This window comes from Novosphingobium sp. TK71, assembly GCF_055361505.1.
In genome coordinates this window covers 1,251,940-1,273,744 of the sequence record NZ_CM143962.1, presented here as the reverse complement: position 1 = coordinate 1,273,744, position 21,805 = coordinate 1,251,940, and the positions used below count along the sequence as shown (strand labels likewise).

Below are 21,805 nucleotides of genomic sequence, written 5' to 3'. Positions count from 1 at the left end.
ATGCGTCGTAACGACATGCCTTCGGCACATCTTACGGCGGCGCCGGCCCGCTACCCCATCCGCCTTGTGTGAGCCCACCTGAAATGGCGGCCCTGCAGGACGGCTGATGGGGGAGCGGGCTGGCGCCGCAATCCGCAGATCAATCGCGGTTGCGGCGCTCTTTCTCCAGTGCGGAGAGGACACCGCGCAGGGTCCGTACTTCGAGGTGGTTCCATGCCGGCTTGGTCAGCAGGTTGCGCAAGGTCAGCCGGTTGGCGGCGGCACGTGTTTCGGGCCAGAAGTAGTTCTTGGGTTCGAGCATCCGCTCGAAATGACCGATCAGGCCTTCCAGTTCGTCCTGCGGGGCGGGGGGGAGCAGGTCCTCGACGGTCGGCTGGGCCAGTTCACCTGACGAGACCGCGCCCTTCGACCATTCGTAGGCGCAGAGGATCACTGCCTGCGCAAGGTTCAGCGAGGCAAATTCGGGATTGATCGGCACCGTCAGGATCGCACGGGCAAGCGCAACGTCTTCTGTCTCCAGCCCGGAGCGCTCGGGGCCGAAGACATAGGCGGAGCGGCCCTGCGCGGTATGGACTTCGCGTGCCGCTTCCTCGGGGGTGACGACAGGCTTGGTGACGCCGCGCTTGCGAACGGTCGTGGCGAAGACATTGCCGCAATCGGCAACGGCCTCTGCCAGGGTCTCGAAGACTTCGGCGCGTTCCAGGACTAGGTCGGCACCTGCCGCGGCGGGACCGGCGGAGGGGTTGGGCCAGCCGTCGCGCGGTGAAACGAGACGCATTTCGGTAAGGCCGAAGTTCAGCATGGCGCGTGCGGCCTTGCCGATGTTTTCCCCGAGCTGCGGGCGGACCAGCACGATGACCGGCTTCTTAACGTCAGTCATCGTTGCGACCTTCCATGTGGCCCGGACCCGCGACATCGCGAACCGTCCCGGCGAATTCCTCGAAGTCGCGCGCCTCGTTGAAGGCGCGGTAGACCGAGGCGAAGCGAATATAGGCGACCGAATCGAGCTGGCGCAGACCTTCCATCACCATCTCGCCGATTTCGCGCGACGAGACTTCGGATTCGCCGAGCGTCTCCACCTGGCGCTGCACGCCGGATACGAGCTGGTCGATCTTCTCACGCTCGATCCCGCGCTTGCGGCAGGCGAGAGTGGCGGACTGCTCGATCTTGGCCCGGTCGAAAGGCTCGCGGGAATCGTCGTTCTTGACGACGGTGATCTCGCGAAGCTGGACGCGTTCGAAAGTCGTGAACCGCGCGCCGCAGCTTGAACACTGGCGGCGGCGACGGATCGCCGTGTTGTCCTCGGTCGGGCGGCTGTCCTTGACCTGGGAATCGTCGTGGGCGCAAAAAGGACAGCGCATTCAGTAAGATACTTTCAAGACTTGAGAGACTTCAGGGGCGCACGCGCTTGTAGAACTGATATCCTGCACCGGCGGCAAGGCCGAGCGGGATCGATACGAACGGCAATACCGCGCCGGCCACCGCCCCCAACGCGCCCCAGACGAGCACCGGCTTGGTCGAAGGATGGTCGAGACCATCCTGGAGCATTCCGGCGATTTCATGGCGTGCATCGGTGATGAAGTCGCCATTGTCGTGGGGGCGGTTGGGGTCGGTCATGGCATCAGTCCTCGTAGATCGGGAAACGGTCACACAGGGCTTCAACGCGCGTGCGCACGTTCTGCTCCACCTGAGCGTCGCCCGCTTCGCCGCACTTGGCAAGGCCGTCCAGAACGTCGGCAACCATGTTGCCGATTTCGCGGAATTCTTCCGGACCGAAGCCGCGGGTGGTGCCGGCGGGCGAGCCCACGCGGATGCCGCTGGTCTTCATCGGCGGCAGCGGATCGAAGGGGATGCCGTTCTTGTTGCAGGTGATGCCCGCACGCTCCAGCGCCTCGTCGGCGTCCTTGCCGGTCACGCCCAGCGGCGAGAGGTCGATCAGGGCGAGGTGCGTGTCGGTGCCGCCCGAAACGATCGCAGCGCCGCGTTCCTTGAGCGTTGCCGCAAGGACCTGGGCATTCTCGATCACGCGTGCGGCGTAGTCCTTGAACTCGGGACGCAGCGCCTCACCGAAGGCCACGGCCTTGGCAGCGACGACGTGCATCAGCGGGCCGCCCTGAAGGCCGGGGAACACCGCCGAGTTGATCTTCTTGGCCAGCGCCTCGTCATTGGTGAGGATCATGCCGCCGCGCGGACCGCGCAGCGTCTTGTGCGTGGTGGTGGTGGCGATATGCGCGTGCGGGAAGGGCGAGGGGTGCAGGCCAGCGGCCACGAGGCCGGCGAAGTGCGCCATGTCGACCTGGAACAGGGCGCCCACGGCGTCTGCGATTTCACGCATGCGCTTGAAGTCGATCACGCGCGGATAGGCCGAGCCACCGGCGATGATCAGCTTGGGCTGGTGTTCCTTGGCCAGGGCCTCAACCTCATCGTAGTCGATCAGGTGGGTGTCCTTGGTCACGCCGTACTGCACGGCCTTGAACCACTTGCCAGAAAGCGCGGCGCGGGCGCCGTGCGTCAGGTGGCCGCCGGCATCGAGGCTCATGCCCATGATGGTGTCACCGGGCTTCACGGTGGCGAGCAGAACGGCGCCGTTGGCCTGCGCACCCGAGTGGGGCTGCACATTGGCGAAGCCGCAGTCGAACAGCTGCTTCGCGCGTTCGATGGCGAGCGTTTCGACTTCGTCCGAGGGCTCGCAACCCTGGTAGTAGCGCTTGCCGGGGTAGCCTTCGGCGTACTTGTTGGTCAGCACCGAGCCCTGCGCTTCGAGCACGGCCTTGGAGACGATGTTCTCCGAGGCGATCAGCTCGATCTGCTTGCGCTCGCGCTTGAGTTCGTGGCCGATGGCCTTGGCCACGGCGGGATCGCTTTGCGCGATGCTGTCGGTGAAGAAGCCGGGTGAACGGATGGCGGTTTCAACGGTCATGTTCTGAAAGCCCCTTCAGAAGGACGGATTGGAAAGTTTTTCGACGCGTCCGGCATGGCGGCCGCCGCCGAATTCGGTCGAAAGGAAAGCGTCGAGGCAGGCCTTGGCCATGTCGATCCCGGTCAGTCGCGCGCCCATGGCGATGCAGTTGGCATCGTTGTGCTCGCGCGCCAGCGCTGCGGAGAGCGGCTCGGAAACAAGCGCGCAGCGGCAGGCCGGGTCGCGGTTCACGGCAATCGAGATGCCGATGCCGGAGCCGCACAGAGCGACGCCGAACTGCACGGTGCCGTCAGCGACGACCGATGCGAGCTTGTAGCCGTAGTCGGGGTAATCGACGCGGTCAGCGGTTTCCGGGCCGAGGTCGGCCACTTCGTGACCTTGTTCGATGAGGTATTCGCGCAGTTCGGCCTTGAGGTCGACGGCGGCGTGGTCTGATGCAATCGCGATGCGCATGGAATCGGTTCGCCTGTCCTGGATGCGAGGATTCTTTCGCGCTCCCCTTAGTCGCGAGTTCGTCGCTTTGCCAGTCTTGCGCGCATCTGGAGTCGAAAGGGACTGGCGAGCGGTGAAGGACGTGGCATTGTCGGCCCGACTTGTTCCCGAAAATCAGGAGGATCGCGTGAAGAGCGGCAAATGGTTCCTTGTGGCATTGCTTCTCGCCGTGGGGCTGGCGATCCTGGGAACGACGCCGCCGAGACCCGCTCAGGTCACGGCAGCCGCCCGGGATTTCTCCGCCTTGCGGGCGATGGGCGATGTGGAGCGCATCGCCCGCGCGCCGCATCCCAGCGGATCGGCCGAACATGCGGCTTTGCGTGGCTACCTGATGCAGCGGCTTGGCGAACTGGGCCTGACGGTGCGCACGCAGGAAGGGACTTTTCCGGAGGACGCACGCCGGGGCCTGAATGCCCGCAGTGGCGGTAATGCCGCGCGCATCCCGTTGACGAATGTACTCGGCCTTCTGAGGGGATCCGAGCCGAACCTGCCCGCCGTGGCGCTGATGGCGCATTATGACAGTGTCTGGGGGTCTCCGGCTGCGGCCGACGATGGGGCGGGAGTTGCGTCGATCCTGGAGACCGTGCGTGCGCTCTCGCTGGACCGGGAGCGTCGGCGAGACGTGCTAGTGATTCTGACGGACGGGGAAGAATCCGGGCTGCTGGGGGCGAGGATGTTCTTTGCGCAGGCCCCTGAAGCGCGGCGGATCGGCGCGATCGTGAACCTGGAAACGCGCGGTGGCGGCGGCAAGGCGAACCTGTTTCAGACATCCGCGTTGAACGGCGATGTCGCGCGGCTCTGGGCGGATACGGCGCCGCATCCGGCGGGTACGTCGCTGGCAACTTTCATCTACAGCGTCTTGCCTAACGATACCGATCTCTCGGTGGCGCTGCCGCATGGTTATCCGGCGTGGAACTTCGCCTTCATCGGAAGGCCGGGGCTTTATCATTCGCCGATGGCGACGGCAGACAGTCTTGACCGAGGCTCTCTTCAGCAGATGGGGGAGCAGGCCCTGGGACTTGCACGGGCCCTTGCCCGCAGCGCGGAACTGCCGGGCCGGGCGCCGGACGTGGTGTTCTTCGACATTTTCGGCCTGTTCGTGGTGCATTATGCGGTCTGGTGGGGCTGGGTGATGCTGGCCGTGGGCTTCGTCGGCCATGGGCTGCTGTCGCTACGCCGGTTCGAGGGCAGGGCCTTGCTGGACGGTGCTGTGCGAATGCTTGGGCTTGTTCTGGTGACGGCGGGCCCGCTCTATCTGCTCAACCTGTTGTCCGGTGCGGATGGCCCGGTGAACTATTACGACCGCCTTGCTGCTATCCCGAGGCTCCAGATCGTGGCGTTTTGCGTCAGTATGGCCGTCTCGGTGCTTCTGCTGGGCCGCAAGCCGGACGGCGAGGCGGGGGAGGCCGGATTGGTGCTGCCCTTGCTTCTGGGCGGCACCGCGTTTCAGGCTTACGCTCCGTCAGCCGCCTATGTGCTTGTGGTGCCGCTGATGCTGGGAGGCGTAGTGGCGCTGCTGCGAGCGTTCGGGCTTGGCAGTCTGGCGCGGGCGGCGGGAGCGATCGTTGCCGGTGTGGTAACAGGCTACGCGCTCATGCTCGGCTATTCGCTGTTGCAGGCAGTGGGGCCGACGATGCCGATGGTGGCGGTTCTTCCGCTGGCGATCGCCGTTTGCGCGTTGATGCCGCTACGGCCTGCGCTACCTTTACGCGGTTCGCGGGTGCTGGCGGCACTGCTGCTGCTGATGGCCATCGGTGTTTCCCTGTGGGTGCGGCTGGATGCTCCAGCGGTCAGCATCGCGGCCTATTCGGACGCCAGGAAGAGCCACGGCAAGACCTGAGCGCTATTCGAAGAACTCGGGCGGCGGCTCGCGCAGGTTCCGCGCGCCGCGCATACCATGCAGGACCAACTTGCTGACCACGGCAGCCAGCGTGGCAATCGGGATGACAGCAAAGATACCCGCTGCATCGATGCTCAAAGCCACGAAAGATGTCGCGAGAACGCTGGCCAGAAGGGCCAGGAGCATCAGGTAGCCTGCACGCTCACCCTTCTGCTGGGAGAAGCGAAAAGCGCAGGCGAAGGATGTCGCAAGGATTGCAGCAAGGAGCATGAGTAACGGAGGCGGCAGTGTGAGCAGGAAGGCGGGGCCGGCGATCCGCAGCACTGCCAGCAGGCCCATCAGGATCAACGATGGGAAAGTTATGCAGGCACCTGCGGCGCAGAGCGTTGCTTCGCGAGCGCCCGCTTCGCTGACAATATCGGTATCCCCGAAGGCCATGGCTTATCGTTCTTCCAACCGGGAGGGAGCATCAGGGGATGATGTCCATAAAAAAAGAGCCCCGCCGAAGCGAGGCTCTTGTATCTTCGTGCAGTTGTTACTGATCGAGGAACGAGCGCATCTTGCGGCTGCGGCTCGGGTGCTTGAGCTTGCGCAGGGCCTTGGCTTCGATCTGGCGGATACGTTCGCGGGTAACCGAGAACTGCTGGCCGACTTCCTCAAGCGTATGGTCGGTGTTCATGCCGATGCCGAAGCGCATGCGCAGCACGCGTTCCTCACGCGGGGTGAGCGAGGCAAGGACGCGGGTCACCGTCTCCTTGAGGTTCGCCTGGATCGCCGCGTCCACCGGGATGATCGCGTTCTTGTCCTCGATGAAGTCACCCAGATGCGAATCTTCCTCGTCGCCGATCGGCGTTTCGAGCGAGATCGGCTCCTTGGCGATCTTCATCACCTTGCGCACCTTTTCGAGCGGCATGGACAGGCGCTCGGCCATTTCTTCCGGCGTGGGTTCGCGGCCCTGCTCGTGAAGGAACTGGCGGCTGGTGCGGACCAGCTTGTTGATCGTCTCGATCATGTGCACCGGGATGCGGATCGTGCGGGCCTGATCCGCGATCGAGCGCGTGATCGCCTGCCTGATCCACCAGGTGGCATATGTCGAGAACTTGTAGCCGCGGCGGTACTCGAACTTGTCGACCGCCTTCATCAGGCCGATGTTGCCTTCCTGGATGAGGTCCAGGAACTGAAGGCCGCGGTTGGTGTACTTCTTGGCGATCGAGATCACCAGACGCAGGTTCGCCTCGACCATTTCCTTCTTGGCGATGCGCGCCTCGCGCTCGCCCTTCTGGACCATGTTGACGATGCGGCGGAACTCGGGAAGCGCCATGCCGGTAGCGGCGGCGATGTCGGAGACTTCCGAACGGATGCGTTCGACCGGTTCGGCCTCGGCCTCGGCGAAGGCGGCCCACTTCTTGTCCTTCTTCGCCATGTCGGTGAGCCAGGTATCGTCCAGCTCGCGCCCAACATAGGTTTCGAGGAAGTCGGTACGCTTGACCTTGTGACGCTCGGCAAGGCGCAGCATCTGGCCGCCCAGCGTGGTGAGGCGGCGGTTGAAGGCATAGAGGTTGTCGACGAGATACTCGATCTTCGTCGCATGGAACTTCACCGATTCGACCTGCGCGGTGAGGTCTTCGCGAAGCTGCTGGTACTGGTCTTCCTTGGCGGCCGGGAAATCGATGCCCAGCGCCAGCGCGTCGAGGCGCTCGGACTGGAGGCGCTCGAAGGCTTGGAACAGCTCGGTGATGAGCATGAACTTCTCAAGCGCTTCGGGCTTGAGGGCCGCTTCCATCTGCGCGAGGCTGAGGGTGTTGTCTTCTTCCTCTTCCTCGGCTTCGCGCTTCGGAATGGGATTGCCGTCCTCGTCGACCTCGGAGGTTTCCTCCTCGACGTCGTCCTCGTCCTTGAAGGAGGGACCGGCGGTCTTTTCGCTGATCTCGCCGTCGTCGTCGCCTTCACTGTCTTCCGACAGGCTTTCGGGCGCGGGCTCCTTCGAAAGCATCGCGTCGAGATCGAGGATCTCGCGCAGTTGCATCTCGCCGTTGTTGAGCGCTTCCGACCACTGGATGATGGCGTGGAAGGTGATCGGGCTCTCGCACAGGCCCAGGATCATCATGTCGCGGCCGGATTCGATGCGCTTGGCGATGGCGATTTCGCCTTCGCGGCTGAGCAGTTCGACCGCGCCCATTTCGCGCAGATACATCCGCACCGGGTCGTCGGTGCGCTCGACGGTTTCCTTCTTCTTGGCGTCGACCACCATGCGGGGCGAGACATCGTCGGAATCCGATTCCTCGTTGTCGCGATCGTCGTCCTGCTGGCCTTCGGAATCCTCGTCGCTCTCGACAATGTTGACGCCCATTTCCGAGATCGCGGCCATGATGTCCTCGATCTGCTCGGAAGACATCTGGTCCTGCGGAAGAGCCTCGTTCAGTTCGTCGTAGGTGATCACACCCCGGCGTTTGGCACGGGCGATAAGCTTCTTGATCGCGCCTTCGTTGAGGTCGATCAGCGGTGCGTCAGTGCCGTCGTTGGTGTCGCCGGTGTTGTCGTTTTTGCTCATTCTTCGCCGTTATCCCCGTGCATTCACCCCAATTATAATATCAGGAAGAAGCCGCCTGTCTTGTCGCCATTTGCCTGAGGCGACTGTCAAATTCCAGCTTTCTCTTGAGTAGCCGCTGTTGATCGGCAAAAGCCTCGTCAGACAACTCGCTTTCGAACCGTGCCGTCGCTTGCGCCAGAGCGGCATCCAGAACCGGACGCTCCACCAGGAGATCAATTGCCTGGGCCAAATCCTCTGCCGCCTGATCCGCGCCTGTTCCGGAATTGAGGAAACCGAAGCGCAATCCTGAGTATTCTGCGGTGCCGGGGATCTCCAGGCCATTCTCGACCAATATGGTGGCCAAACGGGTGCTTTCAAGCGCTTCGTTCGTGTCGCAGCAATCGAGCAGCAAACCGAAGCGCGGATCGAGGCCGGGGGTCCGCGCGAGGGCTTCGGCGTGACGCCTGATCTGTGCCGGCCACTGGATCAGCCCGGCCACGACTGCCGCCGACAATGCATCGCGCGCGCCGCCGCCGATGGCCTTGCGGAGGCGTTCGAGGGATTCGGGGCTCGATTCGGGCTGCGGCGTCCATCGCCCTTTCTGGTTTCCGCGTTGGCCGGGGCGGAATGCGGGGCGATCCTGTTGCTGCCAGCGGTTCTCCCGCTTCGGGAAGGCGAATTCGGAATAGCGGTCCTGCAGTTCGCGCCTGTAAAGGCTGGCGATATCGGGGTTCTGGATCGCATCGACATGGGCCATGAGCCGGGCCTTGAGGCCGGCCTTGTCTTCCGGTGTGATAAGCGGCTGGGCATCGCGTTCCGCTTCCCACAGCACTTCGACAAGACTGCGGGCTTCGCCGAGCAGGTCTCCCATGGCTCGGGCGCCGCGCTGCCTGATGAGGTCGTCTGGGTCGAGCCCCTCGGGCAGGCGAACGATTCGCAGGCTATGGGCAGGGCGGAGCAGGGGCAGGGCGCGGGTGACGGCGCGCATGGCTGCGCGCTGGCCGGCGGCGTCGCCGTCGAAGCACAGGATCGGCGTTTCGACATGGCGCCAGAGCATCTCGATCTGTTGCTCGGTGAGTGCGGTGCCAAGCGGGGCGACGCATTCGCCGAAGCCTGCTGCGGCCAGCGCGATCACATCCATGTAGCCCTCGACCACCACCATCCGCCCCGACTGGCGGGCGGCCGGCGCGGCGCGGTGCAGATTGTAGAGGGTGCGGCCCTTGTCGAAAAGCGGCGTATCCGGGGAGTTCAGGTACTTGGGCGCATCCGTCTTGTCCTTGGCGAGGATGCGCCCGCCAAAGGCGATGACACGGCCGCGCGCATCCTCGATCGGCAGCATGAGCCGGCCGCGGAAACGGTCGTAAGGGTCGCGGTTCTCGACCTCGATGCGCAGGCCTGCCTCGACGAGCATGTCCTCGGGGAAGCGGCCCAGGGCTTCCTTCATCGCCTGCCGTCCCTCGGGCGCGAAGCCGAAGCCGAAGCGCTGGAGGGTATGAGCGTCGAAGCCGCGCGTTGCGAGATAGGCTTTTGCCGCCGCGCCGCCGGGCGCGGTCAGGTTCTGCACGAACCACGCCTGTGCCGCCGCCATCACGTCGTAAAGCGTGTCGCGCTTTTCGGCCGCCTTGGCTGCGCGCGGATCGGGCGCTGGCACATCCATCCCCGCTTCGGCCGCGAGTTCCTTGACCGCGTCCATGAACGACAGGCCCTGATGGTCTGTCATCCAGCGGATCGCATCTCCATGTGCGCCGCAGCCGAAGCAGTGATAGAAGCCTTTTTCGTCGTTGACGGTAAAGCTTGGAGACTTCTCGTTGTGGAAGGGGCAGCAGGCCTTGAACTCACGCCCCGCCTTCTGAAGGCGCGTGGAGCGACCGATCAGCGCCGAAAGCGTCGTCCGGGCGCGGAGCTGGTCAAGCCATTGAGGGGTAAGCACGGTCCTGCCGCCCGGTTTCGTGTCAGCTCAGGCCAGCGCCGCCTTCACCCAGCCCGAAGCCTTGCCCATGTCGAGCTGCGAGCCGTGGCGGGCCTTGAGCGCGGCGACGACCTTGCCCATGTCCTTCATGCTCTCGGCGCCGACTTCGGCCTTGATGGCGTCGATCAGGGCCTTGGTCTCTTCCTCGGAGAGCTGGGCGGGCAGGAAGGTCTCGATCACGTCCAGTTCGGCCTTCTCTTCGGCGGCCTTCTCGGGGCGGCCGCCTTCTTCGAAGAGCTGGATCGATTCGCGGCGCTGCTTCACCATTTTCTGGAGCACGTCGATGATCATGGCATCGTCGTCCGGGAGGGAATCGGCGGTGCGCAGTTCGATGTCGCGGTCCTTGATCTTGGCAAGGATGAGGCGAACCGCTGCAAGGCGCGGCTTGTCGCCCGCTTTCATCGCAGTGATCTGGGCGGCCTTGATCGAATCACGAAGCATTGGTTTCCTGCTGTTCTGATAGGTTTTGGGGAGTGTCGTGGCGCAAAACTAGCAAGTCGTGCGCCAAATTGCACCCTTGCCGCCTTGACGCGGTGCACAACCCTCTCTAGCGGGCAGGCCTTAGCACACATAGTCAGAAACGCCGTCAACGGAGCGACCCACCATGGCCGACGCCGCATATACGCTTGCGCCCAAACCTGAAGGGGCGACAGGCGTTCTCGTCCTGAGCGATGGACACGTGGTCTGGGGCCGCGGCTTCGGAGCCGTGGGCGAAGCAGTCGGAGAAGTCTGCTTCAACACCGCGATGACCGGTTATCAGGAAGTGATGACCGATCCGTCCTACGCGGGCCAGATCGTTACTTTCACGTTTCCCCACATCGGCAATGTCGGCGTCAACGACGAAGACCTTGAATCCAAGGTCGACGGCGCGGTCGGCTGCGTCGTTCGCGAGGACGTGACGCCGTCTTCTAACTTCCGCTCGGCGGGCGAGTTCGGTGACTGGCTTGCCGCCAAGGGCAAGGTCGGGCTCGCCGGGGTCGACACCCGCGCGCTGACCCGCCGCATCCGCCTTCAGGGCGCGCCGAACGCGGTGATCGCCCACAACCCCGAAGGCGAGTTCGACATTCCCGCGCTGATCAAGCGCGCGCAGGAATGGCCGGGCCTCGAAGGCATGGACCTTGCCAAGATCGTCAGCCGCGAAATCCAGGAGGGCTGGGAAGGCTCGACCTGGGAACTCGGCCAGGGCTTCGGCGCCGGGGAAGGCGAAACCCGCCCGCACGTCGTCGCCATCGACTACGGCGCCAAGGACAATATCTTCCGCAACCTCGTGAAGGCCGGCGCCCGCGTGACCGTCGTTCCCGCCGAGACTTCGCTCGACGCGATCCTCGCGCTTGAGCCCAAGGGCGTGTTCCTCTCGAACGGCCCGGGCGATCCGGCGGCGACCGGCGAATATGCCGTTCCGGTGATCCGCGCGCTGCTGGAGCGCGACGTGCCGATCTTCGGCATCTGCCTCGGTCACCAGATGCTCGGCCTCGCGGCCGGCGCCAGGACCTCGAAGATGCACCAGGGCCACCGTGGCGCCAACCATCCTGTGAAGCGCTTGGACGACGCCGTCGTCGAGATTACCTCGATGAACCACGGCTTCGCGGTCGACAACCAGACGCTGCCCGACAATGTCGAGGAAACCCACGTTTCGCTGTTCGACGGTTCGAACTGCGGCATCTCCATCAAGGGGAAGAAGGCCTTCGGCGTGCAGTATCACCCCGAAGCCAGCCCCGGTCCGCAGGACAGCTTCTACCTCTTCGAGAAGTTCGTGGGTATGCTGGCCTGATGGGTATAACGGGTCGGTCTCTCTTCGCGGCGTTCGCGCCGCGCCCCGCATCGGCGATCATTGCCGGTGCGGACCAGCGAGTTTTCGACCCGCCAGCACAGTTTGCCTATGCAGTCGAGTGTCCGGCCTTAGCGGCCGGAGCCCATGCAAAGCAAGGTGATGCCCAATGACCGACCTTATCGACCACATGCTCGCTTACTATATTGCCGGACAGGCTGCCGAACTCACGGTTGCGCCGCGTTTCTACCCTTACGGTGAATTGCAGCTCATCTTCGAGGACAAGGTCTCGGTCGCCGTTCGCAAGTTCGGCCCCAAGGTGCGCAAGCACGCCAAGGAAGCCGGCAAGGTCTTCATCGACCGGATGCTCGAAACGGGTGCCTGGTCGACCACAGAGGGCGAGTATGGCGGTTCGATGCACCAGTTTCAGGCTGACCGATACCGCGCGGTGATCCGCGAGGAGCAGGACAGCAACCCGATCATTCTCAAAGCCAAGGCCGAAGGCCCAGATTACTGGGACAAGGCGTTTGGCGAACTGGTGGCCTAGGCCGCCAGTCCGACATACAAGACACACAGGACACCCCAGGACAGCCCATGCCCAAGCGCACAGACATCTCCTCGATCCTCGTCATCGGCGCCGGCCCGATCATCATCGGCCAGGCCTGCGAATTCGACTATTCGGGAACGCAGGCGATCAAGGCGCTCAAGGAAGAGGGCTACCGGGTCGTCCTGGTGAACTCCAACCCGGCGACGATCATGACCGACCCGGACATGGCCGACGCCACTTATGTCGAGCCGATCACCCCGGAAGTGGTCGCCAAGATCATCGAGAAGGAGCGCCCGGATGCGGTGCTCCCGACGATGGGCGGTCAGACCGCACTGAACTGCGCGCTGGCGCTGTTCAACGACGGAACGCTGGAGAAGTTCGGCGTCCAGATGATCGGCGCCGACGCCGACGCCATCGACAAGGCCGAGGATCGTCAGCGTTTCCGCGACGCGATGGATAAGATCGGCCTCAATTCGGCCCGCTCGGGCGTGGCTCACACCATGGACGAAGCCTTCGCGGTGCTCGAACGCACCGGGCTGCCTTCGATCATCCGTCCCAGCTTCACGATGGGCGGCACCGGCGGCGGCATCGCCTACAACAAGGCCGAGTTCGAGACGATCGTCCGCTCCGGCCTCGACGCTTCCCCGACCACCGAGGTCCTTATCGAGGAATCGCTGCTCGGCTGGAAGGAGTATGAGATGGAGGTCGTGCGCGACAAGCACGACAACTGCATCATCATCTGCTCGATCGAAAACGTCGATCCCATGGGTGTCCACACGGGCGACTCCATCACTGTCGCGCCGGCGCTGACGCTGACCGACAAGGAATACCAGATCATGCGCAACGCCTCGATCGAGGTGCTGCGCGAGATCGGCGTGGAAACCGGCGGTTCGAACGTGCAGTTCGCGGTCAATCCGAAGGACGGCCGCCTGATCGTCATCGAGATGAACCCGCGCGTTTCGCGCTCGTCGGCGCTGGCTTCGAAGGCCACCGGCTTCCCGATCGCGCGCGTCGCGGCGAAGCTGGCCGTGGGCTACACGCTCGACGAGATCATGAACGAGATCACCGGCGCCACGCCGGCCGCGTTCGAGCCGACCATCGACTACGTCGTCACCAAGATCCCGCGCTTCGCCTTCGAGAAGTTCAAGGGCGCCAAGAATGACCTCACCACCGCGATGAAGTCGGTCGGCGAAGTCATGGCGATCGGCCGCAACATCAAGGAATCGATGCAGAAGGCCCTGCGCGGTCTCGAAACCGGCCTTGACGGTTTCAACCGCGTGGTCGAGCTGGAAGGCGCGGGCCGCGACGTGATCACCGCTGCCCTGTCCCGTGCGACGCCGGAGCGTCTGCTGCATGTCGCGCAGGCCTTCCGCGAAGGCTTCACCGTCGATGAGATCCACGCGATCGCGCACTACGACAAGTGGTTCCTGCGTCACATCGAAGAGATCATCGCCGAAGAGGCGAATATCATGAAGAACGGCCTGCCGGTCGATGCGCAGGGTCTGCGCCGCGTCAAGGCGATGGGCTTCTCGGACAAGCGCCTTGCCACGCTGGCTGTGCGTTCGGTTGGCGTCGCGGGCGGCATGGGCGAGACCCAGGCCAAGCGCTCGGGCCTGCTGCACGACGCGCTGCGCGCCATGGCCGGCGCCACCAGCGAGGACGAGGTGCGCGCACTGCGCACCAAGCTGGGCGTCCACCCGGTATTCAAGCGCATCGATTCCTGCGCGGCCGAGTTCGAGGCGGTGACGCCCTACATGTACTCGACTTATGAAGCCCCGATCTTCGGTGAGCCCGAGAACGAGGCCAATCCGTCGGATCGCCGCAAGGTCGTGATTCTCGGCGGCGGTCCCAACCGCATCGGCCAGGGGATCGAGTTCGACTACTGCTGCGTCCACGCCTGCTTCGCGCTTGCCGAAGTCGGCTACGAGACGATCATGGTGAACTGCAACCCCGAGACCGTCTCGACCGACTACGACACCTCGGACCGCCTCTATTTCGAGCCACTCACCGGCGAGGACGTGCTGGAAATCCTGCGCGTCGAACAGTCGAAGGGCGAGCTCGTCGGCGTTATCGTGCAGTTCGGCGGCCAGACCCCGCTCAAGCTGGCGCAGGCGCTGGAAGACGCCGGCATTCCGATCCTCGGAACCTCGCCCGACGCGATCGACCTTGCCGAAGACCGCGAGCGGTTCTCGGCGCTGGTCGAGAAGCTGGGCCTCAAGCAGCCGGCCAACGGCATCGCCCGCAGCCGTGACGAAGCCGTCGCCGTTGCCAATCGCATCGGCTACCCGGTTCTCATGCGTCCCAGCTACGTGCTCGGCGGCCGCGCCATGGAGATCGTCGACAGCGAACAGCAGCTCGACGACTACATCGCCACCGCCGTTCAGGTCTCGGGCGACAGCCCGGTGCTGATCGACCAGTACCTGCGCGATGCCATCGAGTGCGACGTCGATGCGCTTTGCGATGGTGACCAGGTCGTCGTCGCTGGCGTCATGCAGCATATCGAGGAAGCGGGCATCCACTCGGGCGACAGCGCCTGCTCGCTGCCGCCCTACAGCCTGCCGGCCGAAATCATCGCCGAGATGGAGCGCCAGGCCGAAGCACTGGCCTTCGGGCTCAGCGTACGCGGCCTGATGAACATCCAGTTCGCGGTGAAGGACGGCGAGGTCTACCTCATCGAAGTGAACCCGCGCGCCTCGCGCACCGTGCCCTTCGTCGCCAAGGCGCTGGGGCAGCCGGTCGCCAAGATCGCCTCGCGCATCATGGCCGGCGAAAAGCTGGCAGACTTCCCGCCGTTCAAGCGTGACCTGCCGTATGTGGCGGTCAAGGAAGCGGTCTTCCCCTTCGCGCGCTTCCCGGGCGTCGATCCGGTGCTGAGCCCCGAAATGAAGTCGACCGGCGAAGTCATGGGCATCGATGCCGACTTCCCGCGCGCTTTCCTCAAGGCCCAGCTTGGGGCCAGCATGCGCCTGCCAGACAGCGGTCTCGTCTTCGTTTCGGTGAAGGACAGCGACAAGCCGGTCATCCTTCCGGCAGTCCAGATCCTGGTGAAGGAAGGCTTCCGCATCATCGCCACCTCAGGCACGCACAAGTACCTGACCGAAGCCGGCCTGCCGGTGGAACTGGTCAACAAGGTGGCCGAAGGACGTCCGCACATCGTCGACAAGATCGTGGATGGCGACATTGCGCTGATCTTCAACACGACCGAAGGTTGGCAGAGCCTGAAGGACTCGCAATCGATCCGCGGGTCCGCGCTTACCGGCAAGGTGCCGTACTTCACGACAGCGGCCGCCAGCGTCGCTGCTGCACAGGCAATTTCTGCGCAAAGCGGGAGCCAGCTTGAAGTGCGTTCGTTGCAGGATTATTATAGCTGAAATCGATCTAGCCTCCCCACATCGCTGCAGATCGGCCCAGTCCCCGGGAATACCCTGTGGGACGGGACAGGAAACTAGTCTCCCTCGACTGGTTTCGCGGAGCGGGGAGGCAGCAGGAAGGAAGTAATTGATGGCCAGTATCGAAAAGCTCCCCATGCTCGCCGAGGGGTATGAGAAGCTGACCGCCGAGATCAAGGCGCTGCGTGAAGAGCGCCCCCGGATCGTCGATGCGATCGAGGAAGCGCGTGCCCACGGCGATCTCTCGGAAAATGCCGAGTATCACGCCGCAAAGGAACGCCAGGGCCAGGTCGAAGCAACGATCGCCGATCTCGAAGACAAGATCACCCGTGCCCAGATCGTCGATCCGGCCACGCTTTCCAGCGACAAGATCATCTTCGGCGCCACAGTCACGCTGCTCGACGAGGACGACAAGCCGGTGAAGTACCAGATCGTCGGTCCTTATGAAGCGGATGCCCGGGTAGGCCGCATCAGCTACAATTCGCCGCTCGGCAAGGCGCTTATCGGTCGCAAGATCGAAGAAGAAGTCGAAGTGACAGTGCCATCGGGCGACAAGTTCTACCTCGTGCAGAAGATCGAGTTCATTTGAACCGATCTATCTGACAAGAGCAAAGAAAAGGCCGGCGGAAGCCGGCCTTTTTCGTTTCTGCTCTGGCCCGGAAGTCAAACCGGGAAGCCGTTCAGGCTTCCGACTGGTCTGGCTGAAGCAGGCGGTGCAGGTGGACGATCACGTACTTCATTTCCGCATCATCGACCGTGCGATGAGCGGCCGAGCGCCATGCATCCTCGGCCGAGGCGTAGTCGGGATAGACGCCGACCAGGTCGAGGGCGCTGAGGTCGGAGAATTCAAGGCTGCGCGGGTCTGTGACCCGGCCGCCCATCACGAGGTGAAGCTTCTGCATGGGACCGCTTTCGTGAGTGGGAGAGATGCGGTCCCATACTTTTTGCCGGGGGACAGGGCAAGAGCGGATCGTGAGGGCGATCCGCTCTTATTCATGATATTGAAAACCAATAGCAAGAACCTGCGTTCAGTGGGAGAGGCGCTGGGCGACTCCGCTCACGATATCCGCGAGCTTGTGCGAACGGGTACTTGCGGTCTCGCTGGCCGAATGCCCCAATTTCTGCGCCTGACGCGCTGCAGCTTCGCCCGCTTCGCTGACGCGCTTGGCGGAAGCCCGTCCGAGCGCGCTCGCCGCCGCTAGTGCTGCCATGCCGTATTTCTCAAGTCGCTCGGCAGCAATTTCACCGCTCTTTTCGGCGCGATCGGCCAGAGTTCCAGCCTGCTTGCGCGCGCCGGAGCGAAGATCTTGGGCCTTGGTCGCGGCTTCCTTGCCCAGAAGAACGGTTGCAGCACCGGCCGCTTCAGCAAGGTGCGCCGTTCGCGAGAGCACGCCGCGGGTTATGCGCCGGGGCAGGAGGGCGCTTACCAGCACGCCTGCGGCAACGCCTCCGGCGACCACGAGAACGGGATGCCGCTTCACGAAACTGACCAGTTTCTCCGACGGACGTTCGTCCCGCCGGGGCGCCAGCGCCACGACCTGGCCTATGTTTCCATCGGTGGGCGAGGTCGCCGGAATGGAGGGAGTGGTCTTTTCAGTCTTGCTCACCGTCGGACTCCTTGTTCCGGTGTCTGCCCGAACCGAACAGTCGTTCGATCCCGGCCATGATCGGGTTACGCAAAAACCAAAGCACCAGCGCTGTGAAGGTTCCGCCCGCCGCGACGGGATGCTCCTCCACGACGGCGACTGCCTCGTCGAGCATGTCGGCGACATGCCCGGCGGCTTCGTCGAGGACACGGCCGGCAAGGCCGCGCGATTCGAAATCGGCCTTGAGGGCGCCGTATCTCGTGTCGAAGGTGGCCTTGGCCGCGTCGCGCGCACCGCGGTCTTCGATCAGTTGCTGAATGAGCCTGCTCATTCGGCCGCTCCCTTCTCGGAAAGGAGTGCTTTCATGCGCCTCATGCGGTTTCGCGCCGAAAGGCCGCACATCGCAGCTATGACAATGACGACGAGGGGAACGAGGAGCATTGCCAGCCACGGACCTACAAGCGTGCCCACCGCGATCACGGCGCCGAGTACGAGCCCCATGAGTGCGAAGAACACGAGGCCCGCCGCCAGCAGGCCGAGCATCGCGATCGCGCGCGCCTCTGCTCCGGCATAGGCGGCGCGGCTCTTCTGATAGGCCAGTTCCGCCTGCGCGAAAGTGCGCGCTTCGGAGGCGAGCAGGCGCAAGTCCTGAGCGAGGGAAAGGTCCTCGTCCTCCCGAGGGGAGGAAGCGAGGTTCACCGGGGTGTCGAGCATCGTCGTGCGAACGATAGGCGCTTACTTGCCGCTCTTGAAAAGTCGGCCGAACAGGAAGCCCGCAGCCACTGCCACGCCGATGGCGACGCCGGGGCTCTTTCGCACGAATTCCTTGGCTTCTTCCCCGAGTTCGTCGAGAGACTTCTCGTCGAGCCGTGCGGCGGCATCGGCCATCGACTTGGATGCCGTGCGGGCATAATCGCCGTACTTGGGGCCAACCTTCTCGTCGATCAGGCCGGCGTTATCGTCGATCACCTTGGAAAGGCCGACAATGGCCTGGCTGGTCTTTGCCTTGCCCTGGTTGGCGAGGTCCGCGGCCTTGATCTTTGCGTCACCCGCAAATGCACTGGCTTTTGCGGAGGCCTCATCGGAGCGGACCTTTGCTTCGCTCGACCATTCGCTCTTCGCCTTGTTCAGCTTTTCAAGGCATCCCTCGGCCGCGACCTGGGCTTCCTTGCCAAGTGCCTGAGCACCAGCCTTGGCTTCCTCGACGGCCTTGGTGAAGTGGCTCTTGGCGTTTTCGGTGCCGTTTCCGGTGCTGGTGTTCGGTTCGGACATGGCGAATTCCTTCCTTGCTGACCGTTACGCCGTTTTACCCGCGTGCAGGCGATGTGCATTCAGAGTAACACAACTTGCTGTCGATATTGCAACGCAACTTGTCAGGCGTGGTTCCCCTGCTAAGACGCCCGGCATGAGCGCGTCAGCGCCTTTTCAGGAGGAAATTTCCAGTATGACCGCGATCATCGATATCCACGGCCGTGAAATTCTCGACAGCCGCGGCAATCCTACCGTCGAAGTCGACGTTCTCCTCGAAGATGGCAGTTTCGGCCGCGCAGCGGTTCCTTCGGGCGCTTCGACCGGTGCGCACGAAGCAGTCGAACTGCGTGACGGCGACAAGAGCCGCTACCTCGGAAAGGGCGTGCTCAAGGCCGTTGATTCCGTGAACGGCGAAATCGCCGAAGCGCTTGTCGGCATGGATGCCGAGGACCAGCGCGACCTTGACCTCACCATGATCGAACTCGACGGAACCGAGAACAAGGGCCGCCTGGGCGCGAATTCGATCCTCGGCGTCAGCCTCGCGGTGGCCAAGGCTGCCGCCAATGCGCGCGGCCTTCCGCTGTATTCCTATGTGGGCGGCGTTTCCGCGCATGTGCTGCCGGTGCCGATGATGAACATCATCAATGGCGGCGAACATGCTGACAACCCGATCGATTTCCAGGAATTCATGATCGTGCCGGTCGGCGCCGATTCGCTCGCCGAAGCGGTGCGTTGGGGTTCGGAAATCTTCCACACCCTCAAGAAGGGCCTGCATGAGAAGGGCCTTGCGACCGCAGTGGGCGACGAGGGCGGTTTCGCACCGAACCTCGCCAGCACCCGTGATGCGCTTGATTTCGTGATGGCCTCGATCGAGAAGGCCGGTTTCAAGCCCGGTGAAGAAGTTGCCCTTGCGCTCGATTGCGCGGCAACCGAGTTCTTCAAGAACGGCAAGTACGAGATCAGCGGCGAAAATCTGTCGCTTTCGCCGACCGAAATGGCCGACTACCTTGCCGATCTTGCCGCCAATTATCCGATCCGCTCGATCGAGGACGGCATGGGTGAAGACGATTTCGAAGGCTGGGCAGCGCTCACCGCAAAGATCGGCGACAAGGTGCAGCTGGTCGGTGACGATCTCTTTGTGACCAACCCCAAGCGCCTGACCATGGGTATCGAGAAGGGCCTTGCCAACTCGCTGCTGGTGAAGGTCAACCAGATCGGTTCGCTTACCGAGACGCTGGAAGCTGTTTCGATCGCGCAGAGCAACGGTTACACGGCCGTGATGTCGCACCGTTCGGGTGAAACCGAGGATGCGACCATTGCCGATCTCGCGGTCGCCACGAATTGCGGCCAGATCAAGACCGGCTCGCTTGCGCGTTCGGACCGGCTTGCGAAGTACAACCAGCTCATCCGCATCGAGGAAGAGCTGGGCAAGGCTGCCCGTTACGCCGGCGCATCGGCATTCGGCCGTCTTGCGCGCTGATCGTTGATGCCGAGCGGTTATCCGCTCGGGTATCCGCCAATGGAAAAAGCCCGGCTTCCGTGAGGGAGCCGGGCTTTTTCATGGCATGAAGCCGGGTGGCCGGCCCGGTCAGGATGAACCGGCCACCCGGTCACCTCCGGTATCCCTGTGCCTGATACCCCCCTTTGGGGCGGAACGGGTTGGCTGCAGGCGCCTATCGCGCGGCCGAGATCCCTGGGCGGGGATCGTCGAGCAGGACGACGGAGCGGGACGAGGAGGCGAAGTATTCGAGCATGGCGGCATAGCCGCGCGCACTCAGCTTTACGTAGACACGCCGCGCATCGCCCGGATCGGCTTCGCGGACGAGCAGGCCCTGTTTTTCGAGGGTCGTGATCCAGCGCAGGGCCGTTGTTGAGGGAACCGCAGAGCCGATGCAGGCGCTTGTCACGGAAACCCGGCGCCGTTCCTTGGCGGCGATGAAGAGGTCCAGCAGGATATCCCAGGCCGGTTCGCCAAACAGTTCTTCCGACTGGAAGATCTTGGTTCGCCGCCGGCGGTCGTCATAAGTCTGGCGTGCCAGTTCCACCCAGATCGGGTGGTCCTGGCTGGCGGAGGTCTTCGAGCCTTCCCGATCCTCCACCAAGGCGTCGAATCCGGCCAGATCGGCGGCCGGGCTTTGTCCGATTTCGAGTTCGCGTGCCATGGCGAGAAGTTCGTTCGCAATGCCGATTAGGCGAATGGCCTTCGCCCGGCTGCGCATCAACTGATCGGTCTTCTCCATAACCTAGTTTCGCCAGTGCCAAGGCTGCCAAAAGCATCGTGCGCCCGGAATTGTGCGCGCACGAAGCTATTCACAGCGATTACTCCCCAAGATCGTGAAATGGTCCATCTTATTGTACCGGATCTTTGGATGAGAATTCCAGGTACGGGTCAGGACGATGAATCTCTTCACGAACTGGAATAGGGATAACCACAGTACGGCGAAGGCGTCTTGTTCAGCTTACTCCGCTTTGGAGCGATCTTCTTCCTCTTTGAGGGGCTTGCGCAGGCAGTCGATGGCCGCCTGGAGATGAGCGGCGGCGATGAGTTCCCCGATCTGGTCAAGCTCGTCGAGCCTGGCGACAAGTTCTCCGATCAGTCGCTGCACTTTTGCTTCCCTGTTCATCGTATGGTTCTCCGGCAGGCAAAGACCTTGGTCCCGCCTGGATCCTGTTGTCCTGGATCCGTGATTGCGACCCGCCCCGTTAGAGGTGCGAGATGAGGTTATATAATCCATCCGAATACGATCAATATCGGACGAATTGCGCCATCAATTACAGAATTTTCATCGCTTTGGAACAGGGGTGTTGGCTCTGTCCGAAATGTGGACAAGTTGTATTCCGTAAATAAACGGCGACGAAGGGGGAATTCGTCGATAAGACTTCATGGTTATAGGTGTATATACGTAATTTACAGAATTAATGCGTGATATCTGCATTGATTTCAGGCGATTTTGCGTGGATTTGTGCGATCCGATAAATGGTATTTCCGCCTCTTGTCGCGCGACCTTTCCTCGTTGAAACGAAAAAACCCTGCATCCGGACAAATGCCGGATGCAGGGCTTCCTTTGATGCTCGGCGTGAGCGGGGGGTCAGGCCCCGAACTTTTCCTTCAGGCCGAGGAGGGCGATCGCGGCCTTGGCTGCTTCGCCGCCCTTGTCCTTCTGGGTCGGTTCGGCACGGACCAGGGCCTGTTCCTCGTTCTCGACGGTCAGGATGCCGTTGCCGATCGCGATGCCGTCCATGGTCAGAGCCATGATGCCGCGTGCGGATTCACCGGCGACGATCTCGAAATGATAGGTCTCGCCGCGAATGACGACGCCGATGGCGACGTAGCCCTCGTAATCGCCCGTGGCGTCTGCCAGCGAGATCGCGGCGGGGATTTCAAGCGCGCCGGGTACGGTCACGACATCGGCCGTATGGCCTGCCGCCTTGAGCGCCGCCTTGGCGCCGGCAATCAACTTGTCGTTCAGATGGTCGTAGAAGCGGGCTTCGACGATAAGGAAACGGGCCATG

At 63.2% G+C, this 21,805-nt stretch carries 23 protein-coding genes; 6 read left to right on the top strand and 17 right to left on the bottom strand.

Going from position 1 to position 21,805, the window contains the following annotated elements:
- Positions 1 to 139: 139 nt before the first annotated feature.
- Genes ACXJ16_RS05785 through rpiB form a run of 5 tightly spaced genes read right to left on the bottom strand, consistent with a single transcriptional unit; the run spans position 140 to position 3,373 of the window.
- Entirely contained in the window at positions 140 to 880 is a 741-nt protein-coding gene (locus ACXJ16_RS05785; protein ID WP_185997484.1) for an RNA methyltransferase, read from the bottom strand.
- Positions 873 to 1,361: a transcriptional regulator NrdR gene (nrdR, locus tag ACXJ16_RS05780; protein WP_054441711.1), complete on the bottom strand. Its 489-nt coding sequence runs from the start codon at positions 1,359 to 1,361 to the stop codon at positions 873 to 875. Before nrdR ends, ACXJ16_RS05785 begins: the two co-directional genes overlap by 8 nt.
- A gap of 31 nt (positions 1,362 to 1,392) precedes the next feature.
- Positions 1,393 to 1,617 carry a hypothetical protein gene (locus ACXJ16_RS05775; RefSeq protein ID WP_054441713.1) on the bottom strand — a complete coding sequence of 75 codons (225 nt, stop codon included), beginning with the start codon at positions 1,615 to 1,617 and terminating at the stop codon, positions 1,393 to 1,395.
- 4 nt (positions 1,618 to 1,621) lie between these two features.
- A complete protein-coding gene (gene glyA / locus ACXJ16_RS05770; protein WP_463921573.1) occupies positions 1,622 to 2,920 on the bottom strand; it encodes a serine hydroxymethyltransferase in 1,299 nt (432 codons plus the stop codon).
- A 15-nt stretch (positions 2,921 to 2,935) separates the two neighbouring features.
- Entirely contained in the window at positions 2,936 to 3,373 is a 438-nt protein-coding gene (gene rpiB, locus ACXJ16_RS05765) for a ribose 5-phosphate isomerase B (RefSeq protein WP_185997482.1), read from the bottom strand.
- A 166-nt stretch (positions 3,374 to 3,539) separates the two neighbouring features.
- Between rpiB and ACXJ16_RS05760 the strand changes: the two genes are divergently transcribed.
- Positions 3,540 to 5,252: a M28 family peptidase gene (locus ACXJ16_RS05760; protein WP_463921571.1), complete on the top strand. Its 1,713-nt coding sequence runs from the start codon at positions 3,540 to 3,542 to the stop codon at positions 5,250 to 5,252.
- A gap of 3 nt (positions 5,253 to 5,255) precedes the next feature.
- On the opposite strand, the gene ACXJ16_RS05755 is transcribed toward ACXJ16_RS05760, so the two are convergent.
- The 4 genes from ACXJ16_RS05755 to ACXJ16_RS05740 all read right to left on the bottom strand — a co-directional run bounded on the left by ACXJ16_RS05755 (position 5,256) and on the right by ACXJ16_RS05740 (position 10,192).
- Positions 5,256 to 5,690, bottom strand: a complete 435-nt coding sequence (locus ACXJ16_RS05755) for a hypothetical protein (protein ID WP_324694943.1) — start codon at positions 5,688 to 5,690, stop codon at positions 5,256 to 5,258.
- 97 nt (positions 5,691 to 5,787) lie between these two features.
- Positions 5,788 to 7,803, bottom strand: coding sequence for an RNA polymerase sigma factor RpoD (rpoD, locus tag ACXJ16_RS05750; RefSeq protein ID WP_324694945.1), 2,016 nt, complete (start codon positions 7,801 to 7,803; stop codon positions 5,788 to 5,790).
- Between the two features lie 40 nt (positions 7,804 to 7,843).
- Positions 7,844 to 9,712, bottom strand: a complete 1,869-nt coding sequence (gene dnaG / locus ACXJ16_RS05745) for a DNA primase (RefSeq protein ID WP_324694947.1) — start codon at positions 9,710 to 9,712, stop codon at positions 7,844 to 7,846.
- A 27-nt stretch (positions 9,713 to 9,739) separates the two neighbouring features.
- Positions 9,740 to 10,192, bottom strand: coding sequence for a GatB/YqeY domain-containing protein (locus ACXJ16_RS05740; RefSeq protein WP_185997479.1), 453 nt, complete (start codon positions 10,190 to 10,192; stop codon positions 9,740 to 9,742).
- A 163-nt stretch (positions 10,193 to 10,355) separates the two neighbouring features.
- On the opposite strand from ACXJ16_RS05740, the gene carA reads away from it, so the two are divergent.
- The 4 genes from carA (at position 10,356) to greA (ending at position 16,044) form a co-directional block, all read left to right on the top strand.
- Complete coding sequence (gene carA, locus ACXJ16_RS05735; protein ID WP_324694951.1) at positions 10,356 to 11,522, top strand: glutamine-hydrolyzing carbamoyl-phosphate synthase small subunit; 1,167 nt, start codon at positions 10,356 to 10,358, stop codon at positions 11,520 to 11,522.
- A gap of 166 nt (positions 11,523 to 11,688) precedes the next feature.
- The gene (locus tag ACXJ16_RS05730; protein ID WP_054435711.1) at positions 11,689 to 12,066 is read left to right on the top strand and encodes a hypothetical protein; all 378 of its coding nucleotides are present in this window, start codon (positions 11,689 to 11,691) and stop codon (positions 12,064 to 12,066) included.
- A gap of 47 nt (positions 12,067 to 12,113) precedes the next feature.
- A complete protein-coding gene (gene carB / locus ACXJ16_RS05725) occupies positions 12,114 to 15,437 on the top strand; it encodes a carbamoyl-phosphate synthase large subunit (protein ID WP_054435709.1) in 3,324 nt (1,107 codons plus the stop codon).
- A 130-nt stretch (positions 15,438 to 15,567) separates the two neighbouring features.
- Positions 15,568 to 16,044, top strand: a complete 477-nt coding sequence (greA, locus tag ACXJ16_RS05720; protein WP_054435707.1) for a transcription elongation factor GreA — start codon at positions 15,568 to 15,570, stop codon at positions 16,042 to 16,044.
- Positions 16,045 to 16,135: 91 nt separating this feature from the next.
- Here the strand turns inward: greA and ACXJ16_RS05715 are convergent, their stop codons facing one another.
- The 5 genes from ACXJ16_RS05715 to ACXJ16_RS05695 all read right to left on the bottom strand — a co-directional run bounded on the left by ACXJ16_RS05715 (position 16,136) and on the right by ACXJ16_RS05695 (position 18,313).
- Positions 16,136 to 16,357 carry a DUF4170 domain-containing protein gene (locus ACXJ16_RS05715; RefSeq protein WP_054435705.1) on the bottom strand — a complete coding sequence of 74 codons (222 nt, stop codon included), beginning with the start codon at positions 16,355 to 16,357 and terminating at the stop codon, positions 16,136 to 16,138.
- A gap of 126 nt (positions 16,358 to 16,483) precedes the next feature.
- Positions 16,484 to 17,062 (bottom strand): hypothetical protein, encoded by a 579-nt coding sequence (locus ACXJ16_RS05710; protein ID WP_463921569.1) that lies wholly within the window; start codon positions 17,060 to 17,062, stop codon positions 16,484 to 16,486.
- The gene (locus ACXJ16_RS05705) at positions 17,049 to 17,372 is read right to left on the bottom strand and encodes a hypothetical protein (protein ID WP_185997476.1); all 324 of its coding nucleotides are present in this window, start codon (positions 17,370 to 17,372) and stop codon (positions 17,049 to 17,051) included. Before ACXJ16_RS05705 ends, ACXJ16_RS05710 begins: the two co-directional genes overlap by 14 nt.
- Positions 17,369 to 17,755: a phage holin family protein gene (locus ACXJ16_RS05700; RefSeq protein ID WP_185997475.1), complete on the bottom strand. Its 387-nt coding sequence runs from the start codon at positions 17,753 to 17,755 to the stop codon at positions 17,369 to 17,371. The genes ACXJ16_RS05705 and ACXJ16_RS05700 overlap by 4 nt, the downstream gene beginning before the upstream one ends.
- 21 nt (positions 17,756 to 17,776) lie before the next feature.
- Complete coding sequence (locus ACXJ16_RS05695; protein ID WP_185997474.1) at positions 17,777 to 18,313, bottom strand: hypothetical protein; 537 nt, start codon at positions 18,311 to 18,313, stop codon at positions 17,777 to 17,779.
- 172 nt (positions 18,314 to 18,485) lie between these two features.
- Here ACXJ16_RS05695 and eno point away from each other — a divergent pair, with 172 nt between their 5' ends.
- Positions 18,486 to 19,772, top strand: a complete 1,287-nt coding sequence (eno, locus tag ACXJ16_RS05690; RefSeq protein ID WP_324694964.1) for a phosphopyruvate hydratase — start codon at positions 18,486 to 18,488, stop codon at positions 19,770 to 19,772.
- Positions 19,773 to 19,965: 193 nt separating this feature from the next.
- Here eno and ACXJ16_RS05685 read toward each other — a convergent pair whose 3' ends face one another.
- The 3 genes from ACXJ16_RS05685 to ribH all read right to left on the bottom strand — a co-directional run bounded on the left by ACXJ16_RS05685 (position 19,966) and on the right by ribH (position 21,804).
- Positions 19,966 to 20,532: a MarR family transcriptional regulator gene (locus ACXJ16_RS05685; protein ID WP_463921566.1), complete on the bottom strand. Its 567-nt coding sequence runs from the start codon at positions 20,530 to 20,532 to the stop codon at positions 19,966 to 19,968.
- Positions 20,533 to 20,751: 219 nt separating this feature from the next.
- Entirely contained in the window at positions 20,752 to 20,916 is a 165-nt protein-coding gene (locus tag ACXJ16_RS05680; RefSeq protein ID WP_463921565.1) for a hypothetical protein, read from the bottom strand.
- Between the two features lie 465 nt (positions 20,917 to 21,381).
- Complete coding sequence (ribH, locus tag ACXJ16_RS05675) at positions 21,382 to 21,804, bottom strand: 6,7-dimethyl-8-ribityllumazine synthase (RefSeq protein ID WP_185997472.1); 423 nt, start codon at positions 21,802 to 21,804, stop codon at positions 21,382 to 21,384.
- Position 21,805 lies beyond the last annotated feature (1 nt).

What these genes read in the sequence shown, in the direction of transcription:
- rpoD (WP_324694945.1), bottom strand. Translation starts at nt 7,803, where the DNA reads ATGAGCAAAAACGACAACACCGGCGACACCAACGACGGCACTGACGCA.
- ribH (WP_185997472.1), bottom strand. Translation starts at nt 21,804, where the DNA reads ATGGCCCGTTTCCTTATCGTCGAAGCCCGCTTCTACGACCATCTGAAC.
- eno (WP_324694964.1), top strand. Translation starts at nt 18,486, where the DNA reads ATGACCGCGATCATCGATATCCACGGCCGTGAAATTCTCGACAGCCGC.
- nrdR (WP_054441711.1), bottom strand. Translation starts at nt 1,361, where the DNA reads ATGCGCTGTCCTTTTTGCGCCCACGACGATTCCCAGGTCAAGGACAGC.
- ACXJ16_RS05785 (WP_185997484.1), bottom strand. Translation starts at nt 880, where the DNA reads ATGACTGACGTTAAGAAGCCGGTCATCGTGCTGGTCCGCCCGCAGCTC.
- ACXJ16_RS05695 (WP_185997474.1), bottom strand. Translation starts at nt 18,313, where the DNA reads ATGTCCGAACCGAACACCAGCACCGGAAACGGCACCGAAAACGCCAAG.
- ACXJ16_RS05700 (WP_185997475.1), bottom strand. Translation starts at nt 17,755, where the DNA reads ATGCTCGACACCCCGGTGAACCTCGCTTCCTCCCCTCGGGAGGACGAG.
- ACXJ16_RS05680 (WP_463921565.1), bottom strand. Translation starts at nt 20,916, where the DNA reads ATGAACAGGGAAGCAAAAGTGCAGCGACTGATCGGAGAACTTGTCGCC.
- ACXJ16_RS05730 (WP_054435711.1), top strand. Translation starts at nt 11,689, where the DNA reads ATGACCGACCTTATCGACCACATGCTCGCTTACTATATTGCCGGACAG.
- rpiB (WP_185997482.1), bottom strand. Translation starts at nt 3,373, where the DNA reads ATGCGCATCGCGATTGCATCAGACCACGCCGCCGTCGACCTCAAGGCC.
- ACXJ16_RS05705 (WP_185997476.1), bottom strand. Translation starts at nt 17,372, where the DNA reads ATGAGCAGGCTCATTCAGCAACTGATCGAAGACCGCGGTGCGCGCGAC.
- ACXJ16_RS05715 (WP_054435705.1), bottom strand. Translation starts at nt 16,357, where the DNA reads ATGCAGAAGCTTCACCTCGTGATGGGCGGCCGGGTCACAGACCCGCGC.
- ACXJ16_RS05755 (WP_324694943.1), bottom strand. Translation starts at nt 5,690, where the DNA reads ATGGCCTTCGGGGATACCGATATTGTCAGCGAAGCGGGCGCTCGCGAA.
- ACXJ16_RS05775 (WP_054441713.1), bottom strand. Translation starts at nt 1,617, where the DNA reads ATGACCGACCCCAACCGCCCCCACGACAATGGCGACTTCATCACCGAT.
- glyA (WP_463921573.1), bottom strand. Translation starts at nt 2,920, where the DNA reads ATGACCGTTGAAACCGCCATCCGTTCACCCGGCTTCTTCACCGACAGC.
- greA (WP_054435707.1), top strand. Translation starts at nt 15,568, where the DNA reads ATGGCCAGTATCGAAAAGCTCCCCATGCTCGCCGAGGGGTATGAGAAG.
- ACXJ16_RS05685 (WP_463921566.1), bottom strand. Translation starts at nt 20,532, where the DNA reads ATGGAGAAGACCGATCAGTTGATGCGCAGCCGGGCGAAGGCCATTCGC.
- carA (WP_324694951.1), top strand. Translation starts at nt 10,356, where the DNA reads ATGGCCGACGCCGCATATACGCTTGCGCCCAAACCTGAAGGGGCGACA.
- carB (WP_054435709.1), top strand. Translation starts at nt 12,114, where the DNA reads ATGCCCAAGCGCACAGACATCTCCTCGATCCTCGTCATCGGCGCCGGC.
- ACXJ16_RS05740 (WP_185997479.1), bottom strand. Translation starts at nt 10,192, where the DNA reads ATGCTTCGTGATTCGATCAAGGCCGCCCAGATCACTGCGATGAAAGCG.